Genomic DNA, 21,650 nt, shown 5'->3' on the forward strand with positions numbered 1-21,650 from the left:
GGGGCTGGAGTTGTCAAGCGAAGAAGGCGTGAAGCGCTGCTCGCGGTGCAAGCAGCACAAGCCGCGGGCAGCGTTCGCGCGAAACAAGGCGATGCGTGACGGGCTGCAGGCCTATTGTCGGGAGTACGCGGCCGCGTACCACCAGGAACGGCAGCTGGCCAAGGGACGCAACGTTCGGCCGAGGGTAGATGTGCCCCCGGGACACAAGTACTGCCGTACGTGCGGCGAGATCAAACCTCACAGCGAGTGGACGCGGAATCGCAGCGCATCAGACGGTCTCGCGACTCTCTGCAAGGCATGCAAAGCGGTGAAGGGCCGTGCCGGACACCTGAAGCGCCACTACGGCCTCACCGAAGCCGAGCGTGACGAGCTGGTCGCCTCTCAGAAGGGGCTCTGCGTGATCTGCCTGAAGGCCCCGCCCGTGCATGTGGATCACTGCCACAAGACGGGTAGGGTCCGTGGCGTACTGTGCTTCAACTGCAACTCGGCCATCGGCAAGTTGGGAGACGATCCCGACGCCGTCCGCCGGGCCGCCGCTTACTTGGAAGGAATCGCGTGGAAGCCAACACTCGTAGCACCGGGCGTCTACCAGCTGCCTTCCTGACGCCTGGGTCCTCCTCGTTCATGGACTTCCTGTCCGAGCACCAGCCGGAGCTGCTGCCCGGCAACCGGCAACTGCCGCCCACCCAGGGCGTGATCGAGGCGCCGCACGGCACCACGATCGTGGCCGTGACGTTCCCGGGTGGCGTGGTGCTCGCCGGTGACCGGCGGGCCACCATGGGTAACGTGATCGCCCAGCGCGACATTGAGAAGGTCTTCCCCGCCGACGAGTACTCGGCCGTCGGCATCGCCGGCACCGCCGGTCTGGCCGTCGAGATGGTCAAGCTCTTCCAGCTGGAGCTGGAGCACTTCGAGAAGGTCGAGGGCACCCAGCTGTCCCTGGAGGGCAAGGCGAACCGGCTGTCGACGATGATCCGCTCCAACCTCGGCATGGCCATGCAGGGCCTGGCCGTGGTGCCCCTCTTCGCCGGATACGACATCGACCGCGACAAGGGCCGCATCTTCTCCTACGACGTGACGGGCGGCCGCTCCGAGGAGACGGGCTTCGCGGCCACGGGCTCCGGCTCGATCTTCGCGCGCGGCGCCATGAAGAAGCTCTTCCGTGAGGACCTGACCGAGGAGCAGGCCACGACGCTCGTGGTGCAGGCTCTGTACGACGCGGCAGACGACGACTCGGCGACCGGTGGTCCCGATGTCGCCCGCCGGATCTACCCGATCGTCACCGTGATCACCGAGGACGGTTTCCGTCGGCTCACCGAGGACGAGGCCTCCGAGATCGCCCGCTCGATCCTTGAGCGGCGGCTTGAGCAGCCGGACGGCCCGCGGGCCGCGCTGCTGTGACCGGCGGCTGCACTTGTTGAAGGTGATCGAGTGACTTCCACAGAAAGGGACGGATAACCGGTGTCGACGCCGTTCTATGTCTCACCTCAGCAGGCCATGGCCGACCGGGCGGAGTACGCCCGCAAGGGCATCGCCCGGGGCCGCAGCCTGGTCGTGCTGCAGTACGCCGACGGCATTGTGTTCGTCGGTGAGAACCCGTCCCGCGCGCTGCACAAGTTCAGCGAGATCTATGACCGGATCGCGTTCGCGGCGGCCGGTAAGTACAACGAGTACGAGAATCTGCGCATCGGTGGCGTGCGCTACGCCGACCTGCGTGGTTACACCTACGACCGCGACGACGTGACCGCGCGTGGCCTGGCCAACGTCTACGCCCAGACGCTGGGCACGATCTTCTCCAGCGCGGCCGAGAAGCCGTACGAGGTGGAGCTGGTCGTCGCCGAGGTGGGGGAGACGCCCGAGGGTGACCAGATCTACCGGCTGCCGCACGACGGTTCGATCGTGGACGAGCACGGGTCGGTCGCGGTGGGCGGCAACGCCGAGCAGATCAGCAGCTATCTGGACCAGCGCCACCAGGACGGTATGACGCTCGCCGAGGCGTTGAAGCTGGCCGTGCAGGCTCTGTCCCGTGACACCAACGGCACCCAGCGGGAGATTCCCGCCGAGCGGCTGGAGGTGGCGGTGCTGGACCGGACGCGTCCGCAGAAGCGCAAGTTCAGGCGGATCACCGGTCGTCAGCTGGCTCGCCTGCTGGAGGCGGGCGGTGCGTCGTCCGCCGCGGAGGCCGAGGACGAGTCCGCCGAGGACGAGTAGGCTCCCCGGCTCCACCTCATCCCGTTTCGGATGCCCTGGTCGTCGACGGCCGGGGCTTCCGGCGTTCAGAGGGCCGGTGGTGGTGCCGTGGAGGCCCGTACGACCAGTTCGACCGGGATGTCCCCGCCGTCGGGTTCCCGGCCCTCCAGGACGGCCAGCAGGGCCCGCATCCCGCGTTCCCCGAACAGTTCGGCGTCCAGGCGTACGGTCGTCAGCTCCGGGTCGATGGCGGTGGCCAGGGCGAGGTCGTCGAGGCCGGTGACGGAGATGTCGTCGGGGATGCGCAGGCCGAGGCGCCGGACGGCCTTGTAGGCGCCGGCTGCCAGTTTGTCGTCGTCGCAGACGACCGCGGTGGCGCGGTGGCGCCGGAGTGCGGTCTCGGCGGCGGTGAGGGCGTCTTCGATGGCGATGGGCGCGCGGGCGGTGTGCACGGTCGTGCCGGGGACGGCGCTCACGCGTGCGGCGAGTTCCCGGGCGCGTACTTCGAAGGTCCAGGAGGGCACGTCGGCCGCGAGGTGCAGGAAGTGGCGGTGGCCGAGGCCCAGCAGATGTTCGGCGACCTGGCGGATGCCGTCGGCGATGTCGAGGTTGACGGTGGCGGCGCCCAGGTTGCCTGCCGGGTCGCTGTCGAGCATGACCAGGGGGAGCTGGTCGCCGCGGATGGCGGTGAGGGCGTCGGCGGCCATGGAGGAGGCGATGACGCCGTCGAGGGCGGCCTGGGCGGACGCGAAGGGGTCGCGGGCGGGGCCGATGCCCTCGGGGGAGGGGTAGAGGACGACGCCGAAGCCGTGTTCGGCGGCGACGCGGGCGGCTCCGGTGTAGACGCCGGCGAAGAATTCCGTGGTGAGGGCGGGGACGACCAGCAGGACGGTGCGGGTGTGGCCGAGGCGGAGGTTGCGGGCGGCCAGGTTGGGCCGGTAGCCGAGGTCGCGGGCGGCCTCGCGGACCCGCTGGGCGGTCGCCTCAGAGACGCGGCCGCGCCATTTCTCGCCGAGCACGAGTGAGACGGCGGCCTGGGAGACCCCAGCGGCCTCGGCGACGTCCCGGCTGGTGGGGCGGGTGCCGGTTCGTGCCACTCGGCCATGCTCCTTCGTCGGGATGTGGTCCGGGCTCCGCCTGGACGGGTGAACAGCGCTCATGGTACGTATGACAGTGGACGTTATACGTAAAACTTTCGGCGGAGGGGTGGGACATGGCCGCGGGATACGGGGAGATCCTCAGGGCGAAACACGCCACGAGGCTGCTGGCCGGCACGCTCGTGGGGCGGCTGCCCAACGCCACCGCCGCGATCGCAATCGTGCTGTTCATCCGCGCGGAGGGCGGCTCGTACAGCCTGGCCGGGGCCCTGGCGGCCGTGTACGGGGTCGCCAACGCGGTGGGTCAGCCGCTGCTCGGACGGCTGGTCGACCTGTACGGGCAGCCGCGGATCCAGCTGCCCGCCGCGTTGCTGTCGGCGCTCGCCATGGCCGTCTTCGCCTTCAGTGGCACCGAGGCGCTGCCGCTGTCCTACGTCGCCGTCGGCGCCGCCGGGCTCTTCACACCGCCCCTGGAGGGCGGGCTGCGCGCGCTGTGGTCGTCGGTGCTGCGCCGGGAGGACCAGGTGCACACGGCGTACGCCATGGACGCGGTGGCGCAGGAAGTGATGTTCACGGTGGGGCCGCTGCTGGTGACGCTGTGCGCGGCGCTGTGGTCGGCGCAGGCCGCGCTGCTGGTGCTGAACGTCGTCGGGGTCCTCGGCGCGCTCTCGGTGGTGGTGTCGCCGCCCTCGCGTGCGTGGCGGTCGGCGCCGCGTGAGGCGCACTGGCTGGGCGCGCTGCGCTCGCCGGGGCTGCTGGCGCTGCTGGCGGCGTTCCTGTTCGTGGGCGTGGCGCTCGGCTCCATCACGGTCGCCGCCGTGTCGTACGCGGACGACCGGGGCGGTGAGGCGGTGTACGGCTGGCTGATGGCGGCCGTGGGGCTCGGCGCGCTGGTCGGCGGGGTCGGCTACGGGGCGCGGCAGTGGGCCGGTGCTCCCGAGCGGCGACTGCGGGTGCTGGTCGGGCTTCTGGCGGTGTGTTACCTGCCGCTGATGCTGATGCCGGGTCCTGTCGCGATGACGGCGCTGGCCGCGCTGGCCGGGGTCTTCCTCGCGCCCGCCATCGCGTGCGCGTTCGTCATCGTCGACCGGCACGCTCCGCGAGGGACCGTCACGGAGGCGTTCTCCTGGCTTGTGACGACGTTCACCGTGGGTGCCTCGGTCGGAACGGGGCTGACGGGGCCGGTCGTCGAGTGGGGCGGGGCGTTGTGGGGCTTCGCTGTGCCCGGCGCGGCGGGGGCCGTGTCGCTGGTGGTTCTGCTGGCCACGGGGCGGGTACTCGCAGCTCCCGCCAGGACGGCGGTTGTTGCGGCTTCATCGGAAAATGATCCAAATCGTGCTGCCGAACCCCGTTTCAGTTCAGGGGATCGGGCGTAATGTTCAGTCATGGACCGCCGCATTTTCGGGCTGGAGAACGAGTACGGCGTCACGTGCACGTTCAGGGGACAGCGCCGTCTGTCGCCTGACGAGGTGGCGCGGTACCTCTTCCGCCGTGTCGTGTCATGGGGCCGCAGCAGCAATGTGTTTCTGCGGAACGGCGCCCGCCTGTATCTCGATGTGGGCTCCCACCCGGAATACGCGACACCCGAATGTGACAACGTGATCGAGCTGGTCACCCACGACAAGGCCGGCGAGCGCATTCTCGAAGGCCTCCTGGTGGACGCGGAGCGACGCCTGCACGAGGAGGGAATCGCGGGCGACGTCTACCTCTTCAAGAACAACACCGACTCCGCCGGCAACTCCTACGGATGCCACGAGAACTATCTGGTGGCCCGGCACGGAGAGTTCTCCCGCCTCGCGGACATCCTGATTCCGTTCCTCGTCACCCGGCAGCTGCTGTGCGGCGCCGGCAAGGTGCTGCAGACCCCGCGCGGCGCCGTGTACTGCGTCAGCCAGCGCGCCGAGCACATCTGGGAGGGCGTCTCCTCGGCGACGACCCGTTCCCGGCCGATCATCAACACGCGCGACGAACCGCACGCGGACGCCGAACGCTACCGCCGCCTGCACGTCATCGTGGGCGATTCGAACATGTCCGAGACGACCATGCTGCTCAAGGTCGGCGCCACCGACCTGGTGCTGCGCATGATCGAGGCGGGCACGGTGATGCGCGACCTCACCCTGGAGAACCCGATCCGCGCGATCCGCGAGGTCAGCCACGACATAACGGGCCGGCGCAAGGTGCGCCTGGCCAGTGGCCGGGAGGCCTCGGCGCTGGAGGTGCAGCGCGAGTACTACGAGAAGGCCGTCGACTTCTGCGAGCGGCGCGGCATCCGCACCGGCACCGTAGAGCAGGTGCTGGAGCTGTGGGGCCGTACGCTGGAGGCGATCGAGGCCGAGGACCTGGACCGGATCGGCACCGAGATCGACTGGGTCATGAAGTACAAGCTCCTGGAGCGGTACCGGGCCAAGCACAATATGACCATGTCGCATCCGCGGGTCGCGCAGATAGACCTCGCCTACCACGACATCCACCGCCGTCGTGGCCTGTACTACCTGCTGGAGAAGAAGGGCCAAGCCGCCCGGATCTGCAACGACTTGAAGATCTTCGAGGGCAAGTCGGTTCCGCCGCAGACCACTCGGGCCCGGCTGCGCGGCGACTTCATCCGGCGGGCGCAGGAACAGCGCCGGGACTTCACCGTCGACTGGGTCCACCTCAAGCTCAATGACCAGGCCCAGCGCACGGTCCTGTGCAAGGACCCGTTCCGTTCGGTGGACGACCGGGTGGAGAAGCTGATCGCCGGTATGTGAGCGAAATGTTTCGCGGCCATCGCGGAACGCAACACGGGCGCCGTACGTTACCCGTACGGCGCCCTTCTCACGCCGTAGAGTTGCGCGCACGCCAATCAACAAGATCGACCGATTACGAGGCCCCCACCGTGCGCCGACGCTCACTCCTCATCGCCGTTCCCGCTGGACTGGTCACGCTCGCCGCATGCGGCGACGAAGGGTCCGACTCCGGCAAGGCCAGCGACACCGCGTCGCCCTCGGCCCCGGCGACCTCCGCCGCGCCGACGCCGAAGATCGTCGACGGCCCGCTGCCGGCGATCACCGCGGGCACGAAGTTCGGCGAGAAGCCCACGGTGGCCAAGGGCAGCGGCGATCCGTCGAAGGATCTCGCCGTGAAGACCCTGATCGCGGGCGGCGGCCGTACGGTCGCGGAGAACGACTACATCGTGGCCCACTACCTGGGCCAGATCTGGGACAGCGCGAAGGTCTTCGACAACTCCTACGACCGCAAGACGCCGCTGCTCATCCAGCTCGCCCAGGGCGGCATCATCGACGGCTGGCGCTATGGCCTGACCGGCAAGAAGACCGGCAGCCGAGTCGCGATGGCCGTGCCGCCCACCTGGGGGTACGGCGAGCAGGGCAACGCCCAGGCGGGCATCAAGGGCACCGACACGCTCGTCTTCGTCGTCGACGTCCAGGACACGTACAACGCCCGCAGCTCCGCCAAGGGCACCGACGTCGCGCAGGACAGCGTGGACCTGCCCAAGGTCGGCACCAACACCGACGGCAAGGCGCCCTCCATCGAGATCCCCAAGGCCGACGCGCCGACCGAGCTGGTGGCGAACTACGTCATCGAGGGCGACGGCGAGGAGGTCGGCGCCGACAGCACCGTGCTGGTGCAGTACAAGGGCGTGCTGTGGGACACCGGCAAGGAGTTCGACTCGTCGTACAGCCGCAAGGCGCTGACGTCGTTCTCCCTGCAGCAGGTCGTCAAGGGCTGGGCGCAGGGCCTGACCGGCAAGAAGGTCGGCAGCCGCGTGCTGGTCGTCATCCCGCCGGAGCTGGGGTACGGAGACAATCCGCCGCAGGGCAGCGGCATCGAGAAGGACTCCACGCTGGTCTTCTCGGTCGACATCCTGGCGAAGATGTGATCGTTCGGGAATGTAAGACTGTGTGTGTTCGCCTATCCACAGACATGCAGGAGCTGAAGACGTGAGCATCGACAAGCCCGAGATCGACTTCCCGGGCGGCGAGCCCCCGGCGGACCTCGAGATCAAGGACATCTGGGAAGGCGACGGCCCCGTGGCGCAGGCGGGCCAGACGGTCACCGTGCACTACGTCGGTGTCGCCTTCAGCACGGGCGAGGAGTTCGACGCCAGCTGGAACCGCGGCACGCCGTTCCGCTTCCCGCTCGGCGCGGGCCGCGTCATCAAGGGCTGGGACCAGGGCGTGCAGGGCATGAAGGTCGGTGGCCGCCGCCAGCTGACCATCCCCGCCCACCTCGCCTACGGCAACCAGAGCCCGACCCCGGCGATCAAGCCCGGCGAGACGCTGATCTTCGTGGTCGACCTGCTCGGCGTTTGAGCGGGACCGACCGGAGCCGATCACCCAAGGGCCCATGCCTGTTCGGGCATGGGCCCTCGGCTTTTGCCAGGGCCCCGCGGAGCGGTACGGTCATCGGTCGGAAGCACCATAGGGAAGGCGAAGGGCGTCGATGGCCATTGCCAAGGCCGAGCGGCTGATGAACCTGGCGCTGTGTCTGCTGGGAACGCGGCGGCCGCTCAGCAAGCGCGAGCTTCGAGAGTCCATCGAGGCCTATCTCGAAGCGGGCAGCGACGACTCCTTCAACCGGATGTTCGAGCGGGACAAGGACGACCTGCGCGAGCTGGGCCTGGTCATCGAGACCGTCGAGAACCTCGACGGCGAGGTCGGCTACCTCGCCCGCCGCGACAGCAACCGGCTGCCGCCCATCACCCTCGACGCCGAGGAGGCCGCGGCCCTGGGCCTGGCCGCCAAGGTGTGGCAGCAGGCCCGGCTCGCGGGCGCGGCCAGCGGCGCCCTGCAGAAGCTGCGCGCCGCCGGGCTCCCCGAGGGCGTCGACCCGTACGAGGCGCACGGCGCCCTGGAGCCGCGCATCCCCGTGCACGAGGCCGCCTTCGAGCCGCTGATGCTGGCCTGCCGCGACCGCCGCCCGGTGGCCTTCGAGTACCGCAAGGCCACCGCCGCCCACCCCGAGACCCGGCACGTGGAGCCCTGGGCGCTGGAGTGCTGGCGCGGCCACTGGTATCTCGCGGGCTGGGACCGCGACCGCGGTGCCGAGCGGGTCTTCCGGCTGTCCCGGATCACCGGCAAGGTGCGCACCCGCAGCGGCCGGTACACCGCGCCCGTGCCCGACGTCGTCACCGTGCGGGAGACCGTCGCCGGGTGGGCCGGGGAGACCGCCGACCGCAGCGCGCGGATCCGGCTGCGCTCGGGCGCCGGGTACCCCCTGCGGGCGAAGGCGACGGCGGTCCGGGAACTCGGCGACGGCTGGGACGAGTTGGAGATTCCGTACGGCCACGGGCTGGACGCCTGGCTGGTGGAGTTCGGGCCGGACGTGGTGGTCCTGGAGCCCGCCGAGCTGCGGGCCGACGTGGTGGACCGGCTGCGTGCCGTGGCCAAGGGCTGAGGGGGAGCGGAAGAAGACAGTGGCCGGCAAACCGATCAGGCCCGCGAACGCCATCGACCAGACCCGGCGGATGCTCTCCCTGGTGACGTATCTGAAGGAGCGTCCCGGAGCGCGGGTCGAGGACGTCGCCCGCGCCTTCGGCATCACCGAGGAGGAGCTGGTCTCCGACCTCGACGTGCTGCCCATGTGCGGCACCAGCTTCCGCGGCGGCGATCTGCTCGACATCGACACCGACGGCGAGCGCATCTGGTGGCACAACCCCGCCGCCCTCGGGGCAGAGGCGGCCGAGCCGCTGCGGCTCGCCGCCGACGAGGCGACCGCCCTGCTGGTGGCCGCCCGGGCCGTGTCCACGCTGCCCGGACTGCGCGAGAGCGACCGGCAGGCGCTGCTGCGCGCCACCGCCAAGGTGGAGGCCGCCGCCGGTGAGGCGGCCGGCGCCAGCTCGCGGCTGTCGGTGACCTTCGAGTCCGAGGGGGGCGTCTTCGCCGACGTCGACCGGGCGATCTCGGAGCGCCGCCGGCTGTGGATCCGTTACTACTCACCGGCCCGCGACGAGGTCACCGAGCGCGAGGTCGACCCGATCCGACTGGTCAGCGTCGGCCACACCTACGTCGAGGGCTGGTGCTACCGCTCCGAGGCGCGCCGCACCTTCCGCCTCGACCGGGTCGCCGAGATCAGGGTCCTCGACGAGCCGTCCGCCCCGCCGGAGATCGAGCTGCGGGACCTGTCCGAGGGGCTGGTGCAGCCCGCGGCCGAGGATCCGGAGGTCGTGGTCGAGGTCGGCCCCGGCGGCCGCTGGGTCGCCGAGTACTACCCGCACGACAGCGCGGATGAGCTTGCCGACGGCGGGCTGCGTATCACCCTGCGTACACCCGACCCGGCGTCGCTGCGCCGCCTCGCCCTGCGCCTCGGCCGGGACGGGCGGATCGTCGCCCCACGGGAGCTGGCCGACAGCGCCCGGCAGGCGGCCCGCGAGGCGCTGGCGGCGTACGACGGGATCGAGGCGGAGGCCCCCGGGGCCGTCACCCCGGGTAACACAGGACACGACAGGCAGGAGCAGGGACTGTGAGCGAGTCGGCGTCTGGCGTGCGGGAGATGACGGTGGCGTCCGCGTTCGCGGGGATGAGAAGCGTGACCCCCGTGGTGTTCAAGGCCGGCTGCCCGGACTGCCGCGGCCGCTTCGAGCTCGCCGCGAGCGCCCTGCGCCTGGCCATCGGCGCCACCAGCCGTACGACCTTCTACTCCTTCACCTGCCCCGACTGCGGCGCGTCCGTCCGCAAGCCGGCCGGGGAGCGCATCGTCGAGCTGCTCACCGGGGGCGGGGTCCGCACCCTGCGACTGCACTCCACGCTGTAGCGCCCCACGCTCACCCTGCGCACAGTGGCCGCCGCGCAGGCCCTAGGCTCAGGGGCATGTTCTGGCCGATGTTCGCGGTAGCTGTGGGGTTTCTGGGAATCGCCGTTCTCGGCGTGCTCGCCGTGCGGGTCTTCGTGGAGGCGCAGCGCCTCGGCAGGCAGGTGACGGAGTCCGCGCGCCGTATCAACCGGGCCGCGGAGGATTTGGAGCGGGCGGCGGTGAGCACGGCCCGGTCTGTGGACGCGCTGTGAGCCGCCCGGTCAGCCCCTGTGATTCCTGCGCTTGATGGGCCTTTGGGTCGCTTCGCCCTGTCAACTTCCCCCATGCGGAAGGTACGCTGCTGGTCGCGGCCCGGAAAACGAGGCCCGGGCCGTGGACCGGGAGTACGCACGGGGATTGCCTCACGTTCACCCCTGGGCGTTACGATCGCTGCCAGCACGGTCGTTCGGACACTTGTCCGACCGGTCGGACAGCACCCCACCCACCCGCCTCGGTGAGAAGGTAAAGACTTATGTTCGGAAGGCTCGGAGCCCCCGAGATCATTCTCATCCTCGTCGTCATCATCCTGCTGTTCGGCGCGAAGAAGCTTCCGGACATGGCCCGCTCCCTCGGCAAGTCCGCGCGCATCCTGAAGAGCGAGGCGAAGGCGATGAAGGACGACAACAAGTCCTCCGCCCCGGCCGACCCGCCGAACACCGACGACCAGCAGCCCCAGGCTCAGCGCATCATCCAGGCCGCGCCCGGCGACGTGTCCAGCTCCCGCCCGGTCAACGAGCCGACGGACACGACCAAGCGCTGACGCAGGACCGGTGATCCCCCGGCCTGCCGCACGAGATGGGAACGTGGGTTGCTGAAGCCTGCCCGCAACAAGGAGAAGGATCCCGAGGGGCGGATGCCCCTCGCGGAGCACCTTCGTGAGCTCCGCAACCGGCTCGCGAAGGCACTGCTGGCCATCGTCGCCGTCACGATCGTCGCCGCCTTCTTCTACAACGACATCATCAACTTCTTCACCGAGCCGATCCTCGATTCGGTCGGTTGCTCGCAGTCGTTCGAAGAACTGGCCCGCGCGGCCGCCGACGACGCCAGGAACACCGAGCCGTGCGCCCAGATCACGATCAACGGCCTGCTCACCCCGTTCACCCTGGCGCTCAAGGTGTCCCTGATGGCCGGTATCGTCCTGGCCTCGCCGGTCTGGCTCTACCAGCTGTGGGCCTTCGTCGCCCCCGGTCTGCACAAGCACGAGAAGAAGTACGCCTACGCGTTCGTCGCCACCGGCTTCCCGCTCTTCCTCGGCGGCGCCTTCTTCGCCTACCGGGTGCTGCCCACCACCGCGAACGTGCTGATCGAGTTCACGCCGTTCGGTGTCAACAACCTGTTGCCGCTGGACGACCTGCTCGACCTCGTCACACGCATGGTGATTGTCTTCGGCCTCTCCTTCGAGCTGCCGCTGCTGCTGGTCATGCTCAACTTCACCGGCGCCATCTCGGGCAAGCGGATGCTCGGCTGGTGGCGGGCGATGATCATGGGCATCACGGTGTTCGCGGCGATCGCCACGCCCAGCACCGACCCGCTGACCATGATGGCGCTGGCCGGACCGATCTGGATCCTGTACTTCGCCGCGGTGATCGTCTCCCTCGCCAACGACCGGCGCCGACGCCGCCGCGAGGCCCTGGGCCCCGCCGACGACGAGGCCTCCGAGCTGGACCTCACGCCCGAGGACATCGGCGAGGTGGAGACCGTCAGCGCGAGCCGCGCCCTGCCCGAACAGTCGAGCAAGGACCGGGTCAACGGGTACGACGACGTGACCTGACGCAACGGTTATCACGGCGTGATCCGGAGATCGCCAGGCACCTCGTAGGGTCACTGGCGTGACCAGCGAGATCACTCTCTTCGTCAACCCCACCGCGGGCCGCGGCCGGGGCGCCCACGCGGCGCAGTCGGCCGCTTCCGCGTTGCGGGCGGCCGGATTCTCGGTGCGTACGGTCATCGGGCAGGACCCCGGTGACGCACTGGTACGCGCGCGTGCCGCCGTCGCGGACGGCACCGGAGCGCTCGTCGCCGTCGGCGGGGACGGCATCGCCCATCTGGCCCTCCAGGCCGTCGCCGGCACGGACACCCCGCTCGGCCTGGTCGCCGTCGGCACCGGCAACGACTTCGCCCGCGCCCTCGGCCTGCCCGTGCGCGACCCGGCCGCCGCGGGCCGGATGATCGCCGAGGGACTGAAGGGCGACGGGGTGCGGGACATCGACCTCGGCCGGGTCGGCGACCGCTGGTTCGGCACCGTCCTCGCCTCCGGCTTCGACTCGCGCGTCAACGACCGGGGCAACCGCATGCGCATGCCGGTCGGCCGCTTCAGGTACGACCTGGCGATGATCGCCGAACTGGCCGCGTTCCGCCCGTTCCCCTATCGGCTCACCCTCGATGACGGCGAGGTCCGGGAGATCGAGGCGACCCTCGTCGCCGTCGGGAACGGATCGTCGTACGGCGGCGGCATGCGCATCTGCCCGGGTGCCGATCTCACCGACGGGCTGTTCGACATCACGGTGGTCGGCGACTGCGGTCGCAGGACCCTCCTGCGGGTGTTTCCGACGGTGTACCGGGGCGGACACGTGGACCATCCCAAGGTCACCGTGCACCGGGCGGCGCGGGTCGAGATCGCGGCGGAGGGCATCACCGGATACGCCGACGGGGAGCCGCTCGGGCCGCTGCCGGTGAGCGTGCGGTGCGTGCCCGGGGCGGTGCGTGTCGTGGGCCGCTGAGCTGCGGGTATCGCCGGATTCACAGCAGCGGATCCGGATAAAGATCGTCCTGTTGTCAGTGCGGACCGGTACGCTCGAAAGCACGATGACTGAGGACCTCTCACCGGCCGAGCGGTACGTGGCGGCGCGTCGGCGCGCCGCCGAGCAGGCCACCGCGCTCGCGTCCTTCCGCGAGATGTACGACTTCGGCCTCGACCCCTTCCAGATCGAGGCCTGCGAGGCACTTGAGGCGGGCAAGGGCGTGCTGGTCGCCGCTCCCACCGGCTCGGGCAAGACGATCGTCGGCGAGTTCGCCGTCCACCTCGCCCTGCAACAGGGCAGGAAGTGCTTCTACACGACACCCATCAAGGCGCTGTCGAACCAGAAGTACAACGACCTGTGCCGCCGCTACGGCACCGCGAAGGTCGGCCTGCTCACCGGCGACAACAGCGTCAACTCCGACGCCCCGGTGGTCGTGATGACCACGGAGGTGCTGCGGAACATGCTGTACGCGGGCTCGCAGACCCTCCTCGGCCTCGGCCATGTGGTCATGGACGAGGTGCACTACCTCTCCGACCGCTTCCGCGGCGCCGTGTGGGAGGAAGTGATCATTCACCTGCCCGAGTCGGTGACCCTGGTGTCACTGTCCGCGACCGTGTCCAACGCCGAGGAGTTCGGCGACTGGCTCGACACCGTCCGCGGCGACACCGAGGTGATCGTCGCCGAGCACCGGCCCGTGCCGCTGTTCCAGCACGTGCTCGCCGGGCGCCGGATGTACGACCTGTTCGAGGAGGGCGAGGGCCACAAGAAGGCCGTCAACCCCGACCTCATGCGCATGGCCCGCATGGAGGCCAGCCGCCCGTCCTTCCAGGACCGCAGGCGCGGCCGCGCGATGCGTGAGGCCGACCGGGAGCGGGAGCGGCGGCAGCGGTCGCGGGTGTGGACGCCGAGCCGGCCCGAGGTCATAGAGCGGCTGGACGCGGAAGGCCTGCTGCCCGCGATCACGTTCATCTTCAGCCGCGCCGCCTGCGAGGCCGCCGTCCAGCAGTGCCTGTACGCCGGGCTGCGGCTGAACGACGAGGAGGCCCGGGAGCGGGTCCGGGCGCTCGTGGAGGAGTGCACGGCCTCGATCCCGGCCGAGGACCTGCACGTGCTCGGGTACTACGAGTGGCTGGAGGGCCTGGAGCGCGGCATCGCCGCCCACCACGCGGGCATGCTGCCGACGTTCAAGGAGGTCGTCGAGGAGCTGTTCGTCCGGGGGCTGGTGAAGGCGGTCTTCGCCACCGAGACGCTGGCCCTGGGCATCAACATGCCCGCCCGGTCGGTGGTGCTGGAGAAGCTGGTCAAGTGGAACGGCGAGCAGCACGCCGACATCACCCCGGGCGAGTACACGCAGTTGACGGGGCGTGCGGGGCGGCGCGGCATCGACATCGAGGGCCATGCCGTGGTGCTGTGGCAGCGGGGGATGAACCCCGAGCACCTGGCGGGACTGGCCGGGACACGGACGTATCCGCTGCGGTCCAGCTTCAAGCCGTCGTACAACATGGCGGTCAATCTGGTCGCGCAGTTCGGGCGGCATCGCTCGCGGGAGCTGCTGGAGACGTCGTTCGCGCAGTTCCAGGCCGACAAGTCGGTCGTGGGGATCTCGCGTCAGGTGCAGCGCAACGAGGAGGGGCTCGCCGGTTACAAGGCGTCCATGACCTGCCACCTCGGGGACTTCGAGGAGTACGCGCGAATGCGGCGCGAACTGAAGGACCGCGAGACCGAGTTGGCCCGGCAGGGGGCAGCGGAGCGGCGGGCCGAGGCCGCTGTCGCGCTGGAACGGCTGCGGCCCGGTGACGTCATCCATGTGCCGAGCGGAAAGTACGCCGGGCTGGCGCTGGTGCTCGATCCGGGGCTGCCGGCCGGGCGGTCCAACGGACACCGGGGGTTCGAACACCACGACGGGCCGCGGCCGTTGGTGCTGACCGCGGAGCGGCAGGTCAAGCGACTGGCGTCGATCGACTTCCCGGTGCCGGTCGAGGCGCTGGAGCGGATGCGGATCCCGAAGTCCTTCAACCCGCGCTCGCCGCAGTCCCGGCGGGACCTGGCGTCGGCGCTGCGCAGCAAGGCCGGGCACATCGCGCCGGAGCGGCAGCGCAAGCGGCGGTCGCAGGCCGCGGACGACCGGGAGATCGCACGGCTGCGGGCGGCGCTGCGGGCGCATCCGTGTCATGGGTGCAACGACCGCGAGGATCACGCGCGGTGGGCCGAGCGGTACCACCGGCTGATGCGGGACACCTCGCAGCTGGAACGGCGGATCGAGGGGCGGACGAACACGATCGCCCGGACGTTCGACCGGATCGTCGCGCTGCTGACCGAGCTGGACTATCTGCACGACGACGAGGTCACCGAGCACGGCAAGCGGCTGGCGCGGCTGTACGGCGAACTGGATCTGCTCGCCAGCGAGTGTCTGCGCGCGGGCGTCTGGGAGGGGCTGGCCCCGGCGGAACTCGCCGCGTGTGTCTCGGCGTTGGTGTTCGAGGCGCGGGTCGGTGACGATGCGCTGGCACCGAAGTTGCCCTCCGGCAAGGCGAAGGCCGCGCTCGGTGAGATGGTGCGGATCTGGGGGCGGCTGGACGCGCTGGAGGAGGAGTTCCGGATCACGCAGACCGAGGGGGTCGGGCAGCGGGAGCCTGATCTCGGGTTCGCCTGGGCCGCGTACATGTGGGCCTCGGGCAAGGGGCTCGACGAGGTGCTGCGCGAGGCGGAGATGCCGGCGGGGGACTTTGTGCGGTGGTGCAAGCAGGTCATTGATGTGCTGGGGCAGATCAGTGCGGCCGCGCCTGTGGGGTCGACGGTTGTGAAGAACGCTCGGAAGGCTGTTGAGGGGCTGCTGCGGGGGGTTGTCGCCTACTCGTCGGTGGGGTGACGGTTGTTCGGCGGGTGCGGGGTCCCGCGCCCCTGAGGGGCGTTGCTGCTCCGGTGGTCCATAAATAGCCGCTTATTCACTCATCACGGTGAGTTGCTGTCGCATGCCTGTTTGCCGTCACGCACCGTGTGCGAATGTGATCCCAGCGTGTAAATGGAGTCGAGCGTACTCCTGTTGCGGGTCCCGTTTCAGGCGGTTGCTGAATATGACACGGCGATGATCCGGTCGGACTAAGCTCGCCCGCAGCGCACCGAGTTGCGGTGTATTCGTGCGCCTGTTCCCAAAAATCCTGATGATCCCAACAGTCCCATGACGCATACCCCCGCCAGCTCCCCCGACTCCCCGCCGACTGCTTTCAGAGGGCCCACATGGTGAGTGTTCAATCCCCACCCGCACGCCGTGAACTTCCCTACGCGCGCGTGCTGTTGCTCCCCGCGATACTGATGGCCGCGGCGACCGGAACGGCCGTCGCCCTGGTGGCACCCTCGGCCCGGACCGCGGTCGGCATCTGCGGCGCCGTCGCCACGCTCCTGGTGATCGCCACCGCGGCCGAGGCGGTACGCCGTGGCCGTGCGCTGCGGGACGCGCAGGCCGAGCACGCCCGTCACAGCGCGTATCTGGAACGGCGCATCGCCGACCACCACGAGGACTGGGTCCGCTTCGGCGAGGAGATCGTGCCCACCGCGCTGCGACGGATGGCCGGCGGTGTGAGCGCCGTCGAGGTGATCCGCCAACTGAGCCTGGTCGATCCCGCCTTCCGGGACATGCCCGACCCACAGCGCCAGCTGCTGAAGAAGCTGATGCGCATCGTGGACCACGAGGAAACCCTGCGCGACTCCGCGGCCCGCTCCTTCGTCACCATCGCCCGGCGTGTCCAGGCGATCGTCCACCAACAGGCCAACGAGCTGCGGGAGATGGAGGAGGACCACGGCCGCAACCCCGAGGTCTTCGACGACCTGCTGCGCATCGACCACGGCAACGCGCTGATCGGCCGTCTCGCCGACTCCATCTCCGTCCTCGGCGGCGGCCGCCCCGGCCGCCAGTGGCCGCTGCCGGTGTCGCTGTACAGCACGCTGCGCGGCGCAATGTCGCGGATCCTGGAGTACCGGCGCATCAAGCTGGACAACATCGCCCGCATCAGCGTCAAGGGCATCTACGTCGAGCCGGTCATCCACGCCTGCGCCGAGCTCTTCGACAACGCCACCCGCTACTCGCCGCCGAGCACCAAGGTGCACGTCACCGCGGTCCAGGTGCAGACCGGCGTCGCCATCGAGATCGAGGACGCCGGCGTCAGCTTCAGCGAGGAGGCCCGCGCCCGGATCGAGGGCATGCTGGAGCGCGCCAAGGCCGGCGTCGACCTGCAGGACCTCGGTGACGCCCCGCGCCTCGGCCTCGCCGTCGTGGGCCGTCTGTGCCGGGCGTACAACATGCAGGTGGCGCTGCGCTCCTCGGCGTACGGCGGGGTCCGGGCCGTGGTCATCGTGCCGAGCAACATGCTGACCGACGAGCCCGGCGTCGGACTCGCCCACGGCATCGGCGCCACCTCCGTGCCCACCGTCTCGCCCGACGCGCTGGAGGGCCCCAAGCGCCCGCCGAAGCGGCGCCGCCCGACCAGCCCGAAGGTCCCGGCCACGGTCTCCATGGAGGACGACGTCCCGGTCGTCACCGAGTGGACCGCCAACGGCCTGCCGCAGCGCCGCAGCCGGGTGAAGACCCCGCTCAGCCAGCGGATCCGCGAGCAGTACGCCGCCGAACGCGCCGAAAAGGAAGCCGCCGAACGCGAAGGGCGCGAACCCCGGTCCGTCTGGGGCGCCCCCGAACCCAAGCCCGAGGACAAGGACCAGCCGCCGCCCGGAATGTGGGTCGAGGCGTTCATGGAGGGGCTCAAACGACCGAAGCCGACCTCGTCCACCCAGCCGACCAACGAGCCGGCCCGTGCCCAGGCCGACGACGAGAGGGACCCCAACTGATGGCGTACCGAGCGAACTTCGACTGGATGCTCCAGGACCTCGCCAAGGGCGTACCCGGCATCCAGATGATCGTGGTGCTCTCCGCCGACGGACTGCGCATCGCCCGCCACGGCGGCGATCCGGACACCGCCGACCGGGTCGCCGCGGCCTGCGCCGGACTGCAGAGCCTGGCGAGCGCCGTGGCCGACGAGATCCCGACCAGCGACGGTCAGATGCGCATGATCCTGATCGAGGTCAACGGCGGCTACTTCTACCTGATGGCCGCCGGGCCCAACGCCTACCTCGCGGTGCTGTCCAACATCGTCGCCGAACCGGGCCTGATGAGCGCCCAGATGCGCGACCTCGTCGACCGGATCGGTCCCCACCTGACCAGTCCGCCGAGGCGCAACGGGAAGGCCGTATGACTCCTCCGCAACGCAAGCGGCGCTCCCCCAGGGAGGAGCCCTCACCCCAGCCGCAGCCGGCCCCCCAGGAGGGCGGCGCGGGCCACGACGGCACGGACGGCACACAGGGCAAGGACGGCAAACCCTCCAACCCCGAGCGCCTGTTCGTGATCGGTGAGGTGGACGGCGATCGCGCGGAGCTCGACCTGGTCACGTTGATCGTGGCGCGCGCCGAGCCGAAGCCGTCCACCAGCCCGGAACAGGCGGCGGTGCTCCGGCTGTGCGCCGCCCCGCTGTCCGTGGCCGAGTTGTCGGCCTACCTCAGTCTGCCGTTCAGCGTGATCACCGTCCTGCTGACCGAGATGCTGACGGCCGAACTCGTGCAGGCGCGCGCCCCAGTCGTTCGCCAGGCGCTCCCTGACCGTTCCATCCTCGAAGCGGTGATGCATGGACTTCAAAAGCTCTGACACCGTCCCGGGCCCACGCACCGAGGACCACCTGCCGCACACGGCACAGGCCGCGGTGAAGATCGTCATTGTGGGCGGTTTCGGGGTCGGCAAGACCACCATGGTCGGCTCGGTCAGCGAGATCAAACCGCTGACCACCGAGGAGACCATGACGCAGGCCGGCGTCGGTGTCGACGACGACTACGGCTCCGACTCCAAGACGGCCACCACCGTGGCGATGGACTTCGGCCGCATCAGCATCACCGACCAACTCGTGCTGTACCTCTTCGGCACGCCCGGCCAGGAACGCTTCTGGTTCCTGTGGAACGGGCTGTTCGAGGGCGCGCTGGGCGCCGTGGTCCTGGTCGACACCCGGCGGCTGGAGGTCAGCTTCGACGTCATGGGCCGGCTGGAGGAGTGCGGCGTGCCCTTCGTGGTCGCCGTCAACACCTTTCCGGACGGCCCTCGTTACCCGATCCCGGAGCTGCGCACGGCGCTCGACCTGTCCGAGGAGATCCCGATCCTGGAGTGCGACGCCCGCCGCCGTGCCTCCAGCAAGGAGGTCCTGATGACGCTGATGCGTTTCCTGCACTCCCTCTCCATGACGGGCCAGCTCACCTGACCCGCCCCAGCCCCACTTCCCAGACAACGGTTCCCCCACAGTTTCCGAAAGCGACTCGCTGTGACGCCTGAATCCCACTCCGCGACCGGCACCGACGACGTCTCCGTCAGCCCGCCCCCCGGCTGCCCCGCCCACAACACCCTCGGCCCCGGCGGACTGCACCGGCTCTACGGCCCCCAGGCACAGGACCTGGGCGCCCTGTACGAGAAGCTCCGCGCCGAGCACGGTGCCGTGGCGCCCGTGCTGCTCCACGACGACGTACCGATGTGGGTGGTCCTCGGCCACGCCGAGAACCTGCACATGGTCCGCTCGCCCACGCAGTTCACCCGGGACAGCCGGATCTGGTCGCCCCTGCTGGAGGGCATGGTCAAACCCGACCACCCCCTCATGCCGCACATCGCCTGGCAGCCCATCTGCTCGCACGCCGAGGGCGACGAGCACCTCAGGCTGCGCGGCGCGGTCACCGGCGCCCTGACCACCATCGACTTCCGCGGCCTGCGCCGGCACATCACCCGCTACACCCAGCTCCTGGTCAACCGCTTCTGCGAGGCGGGCGAGGCCGACCTCGTCAGCCAGTACGCCGACCACCTGCCGATGGCCGTGATGTGCGAGATCCTCGGCATGCCCGACGAGTACGGCGACCGGATCGTGCACGCCGCCCGCGACATGCTCAAGGGCACCGAGACCGCGATCGCCAGCAACCAGTACATCGTGGACGCCCTCGGGCGGCTCGCCGCCAAGCGCCGCGCCCAGCCGGAGGAGGACTTCACCAGCCACCTCGTCACCCACCCGGCCGGCCTCACCGACGACGAGGTCCGCGAACACCTGCGGGTCGTGCTCATCGCCGCCTACGAGGCCACCGCCAACCTCCTCGCCAACGTGCTGCGCACGGTGCTCACCGACCCGCGCTTCCGTGCCCAGCTCAACGGCGGACAGATGACCGTGCCCGAGGCGGTCGAGCAGTCCCTGTGGGACGAGCCGCCGTTCAGCGCGGTCTTCGCCTACTTCGCCAAGCAGGAGACGGAGCTGGGCGGCCAGCGGATCCACAAGGGCGACGGGCTGCTGTTCGCCCCCGCGCCGGGCAACGTCGATCCGCGGGTACGGCCCGACCTGACCGCCAACATGCAGGGCAACCGCTCCCACCTCGCCTTCGGTGGCGGCCCGCACGAGTGCCCCGGTCAGGACATCGGCCGTGCCATCGCGGACATCGGTGTGGACGCGCTGCTGATGCGGCTGCCGGACGTCGAACTCGACTGCGACGAGGAGGACCTGAACTGGTCCGAGTCGATCTCCTCACGCCACCTGGTGGAACTGCCGGTGCGGTTCGATCCCAAGCCGCCGCAGGACGTGATGGAGAAGCCCGGCCTGCAGGCGGTGCCCCGCCAGCGCAGCTCCTGGCAGGTCGGCACCCCGGCACCCGAGTCGGCGCCCCTGCCCGAGGCCGCCCCTGAGCAGGCGGGCACCGCCACCGCGGCGCCCCAGCAGCCCGCGCCCGCCGCGGAACCGGCAGGCACCCGCAAGCCGGGCGTCTGGAAGAGGTTCCTGCGCTGGTGGCGGGGTTACTGACCGGCCCACTCCGGGTCCCCGGACCAGGCCGTCAGCGTCCGCCCGCTGCGGAAGACATGCGCCCGCCCCGTGACCGGATCGGTGAACTCCAGCTCCCGCGCCAGCAGTTGCAGCGGGCACCGGAAGTCACCGGCCGGCACGGGGTCGGTCACCACCGGATACAGCGGATCGCCGAGGATCGGGACGCCCAGCGCGTTCATATGCACCCGCAGCTGATGTGTCTGCCCGGTGCCGGGCACCAGCCGGTACCGGGCCAGATCCGCGCGGTGTTCGATCAGCTCGACGCGGCTCACCGCGTTCGGCTCGCCCTCGACCTCCCGGGCGGTCAGCGTCCCGCGCTCCTTGATGATCCGGCTGCGCACCGTCCGGGGCAGGGCGAGCGTCGGGTCGTACGGCGCCACCGCCTCGTACACCTTGCGCACCCGCCGGTCCCGGAACAGCGTCTGGTACGCGCCCCGCTCCTCGGGCCGCACCGTGAACAGCACCAGCCCGGCGGTGAGCCGGTCCAGCCGGTGCGCGGCGGTCAGCGTCGGGATGCCCAGCTCGCGGCGGAGCCGGGCGAGCGCGGTCTCGGCGACATGGCCGCCGCGCGGGGTGGTGGCGAGGAAGTGCGGCTTGTCGACGACGACGATGTGCTCGTCGCGGTGCACGACCCGCAGCGGGAACGGCACGGGCACCTCGTCGGGCAGCTCCCGGTGGAACCACACGAACATCCCCGGCACATACGCCGCGTCCGGCGCCACCGCCGTGCCGTCCGCCCCGACGATCAGCCCCGCCTCGAACATTCCGTCGACGACCCCGGCACCGGCCCCCGTCAGCCGCTGCACCAGGTGCTCCCGCACGGTCGACCACGCCCCCTCGAAGGGCAGCCGCACCCGCACCGGGTCCACCCCGTCACGCTGCGGCAGCGGGGAGGGCGGAATCCGGGTCCTGCGTCTCATCACGCCCAACGATCTCGGTGAACGACCCGCGTACGC

General features: G+C 70.3%; 22 protein-coding genes. 20 read left to right on the top strand and 2 right to left on the bottom strand.

Annotated elements, in window-relative coordinates; all coding sequences use genetic code 11:
• The first annotated feature begins 10 nt into the window (after window positions 1-10).
• Genes HJD23_RS34545 through prcA form a run of 3 tightly spaced genes read left to right on the top strand, consistent with a single transcriptional unit; the run spans window position 11 to window position 2,211 of the window.
• Window positions 11-604 (top strand): endonuclease VII domain-containing protein, encoded by a 594-nt coding sequence (locus HJD23_RS34545; RefSeq protein WP_171118656.1) that lies wholly within the window; start codon window positions 11-13, stop codon window positions 602-604.
• Window positions 556-1,401 carry a proteasome subunit beta gene (prcB, locus tag HJD23_RS34550; protein WP_171113415.1) on the top strand — a complete coding sequence of 282 codons (846 nt, stop codon included), beginning with the start codon at window positions 556-558 and terminating at the stop codon, window positions 1,399-1,401. Before HJD23_RS34545 ends, prcB begins: the two co-directional genes overlap by 49 nt.
• 60 nt (window positions 1,402-1,461) lie before the next feature.
• The gene (gene prcA, locus HJD23_RS34555) at window positions 1,462-2,211 is read left to right on the top strand and encodes a proteasome subunit alpha (RefSeq protein WP_171113417.1); all 750 of its coding nucleotides are present in this window, start codon (window positions 1,462-1,464) and stop codon (window positions 2,209-2,211) included.
• A 65-nt stretch (window positions 2,212-2,276) separates the two neighbouring features.
• On the opposite strand, the gene HJD23_RS34560 is transcribed toward prcA, so the two are convergent.
• Window positions 2,277-3,287, bottom strand: coding sequence for a LacI family DNA-binding transcriptional regulator (locus HJD23_RS34560; RefSeq protein ID WP_171113419.1), 1,011 nt, complete (start codon window positions 3,285-3,287; stop codon window positions 2,277-2,279).
• A gap of 116 nt (window positions 3,288-3,403) precedes the next feature.
• On the opposite strand from HJD23_RS34560, the gene HJD23_RS34565 reads away from it, so the two are divergent.
• The 17 genes from HJD23_RS34565 to HJD23_RS34645 all read left to right on the top strand — a co-directional run bounded on the left by HJD23_RS34565 (window position 3,404) and on the right by HJD23_RS34645 (window position 20,673).
• Window positions 3,404-4,663 (top strand): MFS transporter, encoded by a 1,260-nt coding sequence (locus tag HJD23_RS34565; RefSeq protein WP_171113421.1) that lies wholly within the window; start codon window positions 3,404-3,406, stop codon window positions 4,661-4,663.
• Window positions 4,664-4,672: 9 nt separating this feature from the next.
• Entirely contained in the window at window positions 4,673-6,034 is a 1,362-nt protein-coding gene (gene pafA, locus HJD23_RS34570; protein ID WP_141309247.1) for a Pup--protein ligase, read from the top strand.
• A gap of 128 nt (window positions 6,035-6,162) precedes the next feature.
• On the top strand, window positions 6,163-7,164 hold the full coding sequence (locus HJD23_RS34575; protein ID WP_171113423.1) for an FKBP-type peptidyl-prolyl cis-trans isomerase: 1,002 nt from the start codon (window positions 6,163-6,165) through the stop codon (window positions 7,162-7,164).
• A 61-nt stretch (window positions 7,165-7,225) separates the two neighbouring features.
• Complete coding sequence (locus tag HJD23_RS34580) at window positions 7,226-7,597, top strand: FKBP-type peptidyl-prolyl cis-trans isomerase (protein ID WP_004002537.1); 372 nt, start codon at window positions 7,226-7,228, stop codon at window positions 7,595-7,597.
• A gap of 130 nt (window positions 7,598-7,727) precedes the next feature.
• Window positions 7,728-8,681 carry a WYL domain-containing protein gene (locus tag HJD23_RS34585; protein ID WP_171113425.1) on the top strand — a complete coding sequence of 318 codons (954 nt, stop codon included), beginning with the start codon at window positions 7,728-7,730 and terminating at the stop codon, window positions 8,679-8,681.
• Between the two features lie 19 nt (window positions 8,682-8,700).
• Entirely contained in the window at window positions 8,701-9,750 is a 1,050-nt protein-coding gene (locus HJD23_RS34590) for a WYL domain-containing protein (protein ID WP_171113427.1), read from the top strand.
• Complete coding sequence (locus tag HJD23_RS34595) at window positions 9,747-10,037, top strand: hypothetical protein (RefSeq protein WP_171113428.1); 291 nt, start codon at window positions 9,747-9,749, stop codon at window positions 10,035-10,037. Before HJD23_RS34590 ends, HJD23_RS34595 begins: the two co-directional genes overlap by 4 nt.
• Window positions 10,038-10,093: 56 nt before the next feature.
• Window positions 10,094-10,288 (top strand): hypothetical protein, encoded by a 195-nt coding sequence (locus tag HJD23_RS34600; protein WP_141309252.1) that lies wholly within the window; start codon window positions 10,094-10,096, stop codon window positions 10,286-10,288.
• Between the two features lie 260 nt (window positions 10,289-10,548).
• Entirely contained in the window at window positions 10,549-10,836 is a 288-nt protein-coding gene (gene tatA / locus HJD23_RS34605; protein ID WP_171113430.1) for a Sec-independent protein translocase subunit TatA, read from the top strand.
• A gap of 48 nt (window positions 10,837-10,884) precedes the next feature.
• A complete protein-coding gene (gene tatC, locus HJD23_RS34610; RefSeq protein ID WP_171113432.1) occupies window positions 10,885-11,847 on the top strand; it encodes a twin-arginine translocase subunit TatC in 963 nt (320 codons plus the stop codon).
• Between the two features lie 58 nt (window positions 11,848-11,905).
• The gene (locus tag HJD23_RS34615) at window positions 11,906-12,796 is read left to right on the top strand and encodes a diacylglycerol kinase (protein WP_171113434.1); all 891 of its coding nucleotides are present in this window, start codon (window positions 11,906-11,908) and stop codon (window positions 12,794-12,796) included.
• 85 nt (window positions 12,797-12,881) lie between these two features.
• Window positions 12,882-15,686, top strand: coding sequence for a DEAD/DEAH box helicase (locus tag HJD23_RS34620; RefSeq protein WP_171113436.1), 2,805 nt, complete (start codon window positions 12,882-12,884; stop codon window positions 15,684-15,686).
• 368 nt (window positions 15,687-16,054) lie between these two features.
• Window positions 16,055-17,656, top strand: a complete 1,602-nt coding sequence (locus HJD23_RS34625) for an ATP-binding protein (protein WP_171113437.1) — start codon at window positions 16,055-16,057, stop codon at window positions 17,654-17,656.
• Window positions 17,653-18,060 carry a roadblock/LC7 domain-containing protein gene (locus tag HJD23_RS34630; protein WP_141309447.1) on the top strand — a complete coding sequence of 136 codons (408 nt, stop codon included), beginning with the start codon at window positions 17,653-17,655 and terminating at the stop codon, window positions 18,058-18,060. Before HJD23_RS34625 ends, HJD23_RS34630 begins: the two co-directional genes overlap by 4 nt.
• A complete protein-coding gene (locus tag HJD23_RS34635; protein WP_171113439.1) occupies window positions 18,057-18,506 on the top strand; it encodes a DUF742 domain-containing protein in 450 nt (149 codons plus the stop codon). Before HJD23_RS34630 ends, HJD23_RS34635 begins: the two co-directional genes overlap by 4 nt.
• Window positions 18,487-19,107, top strand: coding sequence for an ATP/GTP-binding protein (locus tag HJD23_RS34640; RefSeq protein ID WP_171113441.1), 621 nt, complete (start codon window positions 18,487-18,489; stop codon window positions 19,105-19,107). Before HJD23_RS34635 ends, HJD23_RS34640 begins: the two co-directional genes overlap by 20 nt.
• A gap of 60 nt (window positions 19,108-19,167) precedes the next feature.
• Window positions 19,168-20,673 carry a cytochrome P450 gene (locus HJD23_RS34645; protein ID WP_171113443.1) on the top strand — a complete coding sequence of 502 codons (1,506 nt, stop codon included), beginning with the start codon at window positions 19,168-19,170 and terminating at the stop codon, window positions 20,671-20,673.
• On the opposite strand, the gene HJD23_RS34650 is transcribed toward HJD23_RS34645, so the two are convergent.
• The gene (locus HJD23_RS34650; RefSeq protein ID WP_171113445.1) at window positions 20,667-21,614 is read right to left on the bottom strand and encodes an RluA family pseudouridine synthase; all 948 of its coding nucleotides are present in this window, start codon (window positions 21,612-21,614) and stop codon (window positions 20,667-20,669) included. The two genes, HJD23_RS34645 and HJD23_RS34650, sit on opposite strands and share 7 nt — an antisense overlap.
• Window positions 21,615-21,650: the final 36 nt, after the last annotated feature.

Source organism: Streptomyces sp. Z423-1 (assembly GCF_013009255.1).
Classification (GTDB): domain Bacteria; phylum Actinomycetota; class Actinomycetes; order Streptomycetales; family Streptomycetaceae; genus Streptomyces; species Streptomyces gossypiisoli.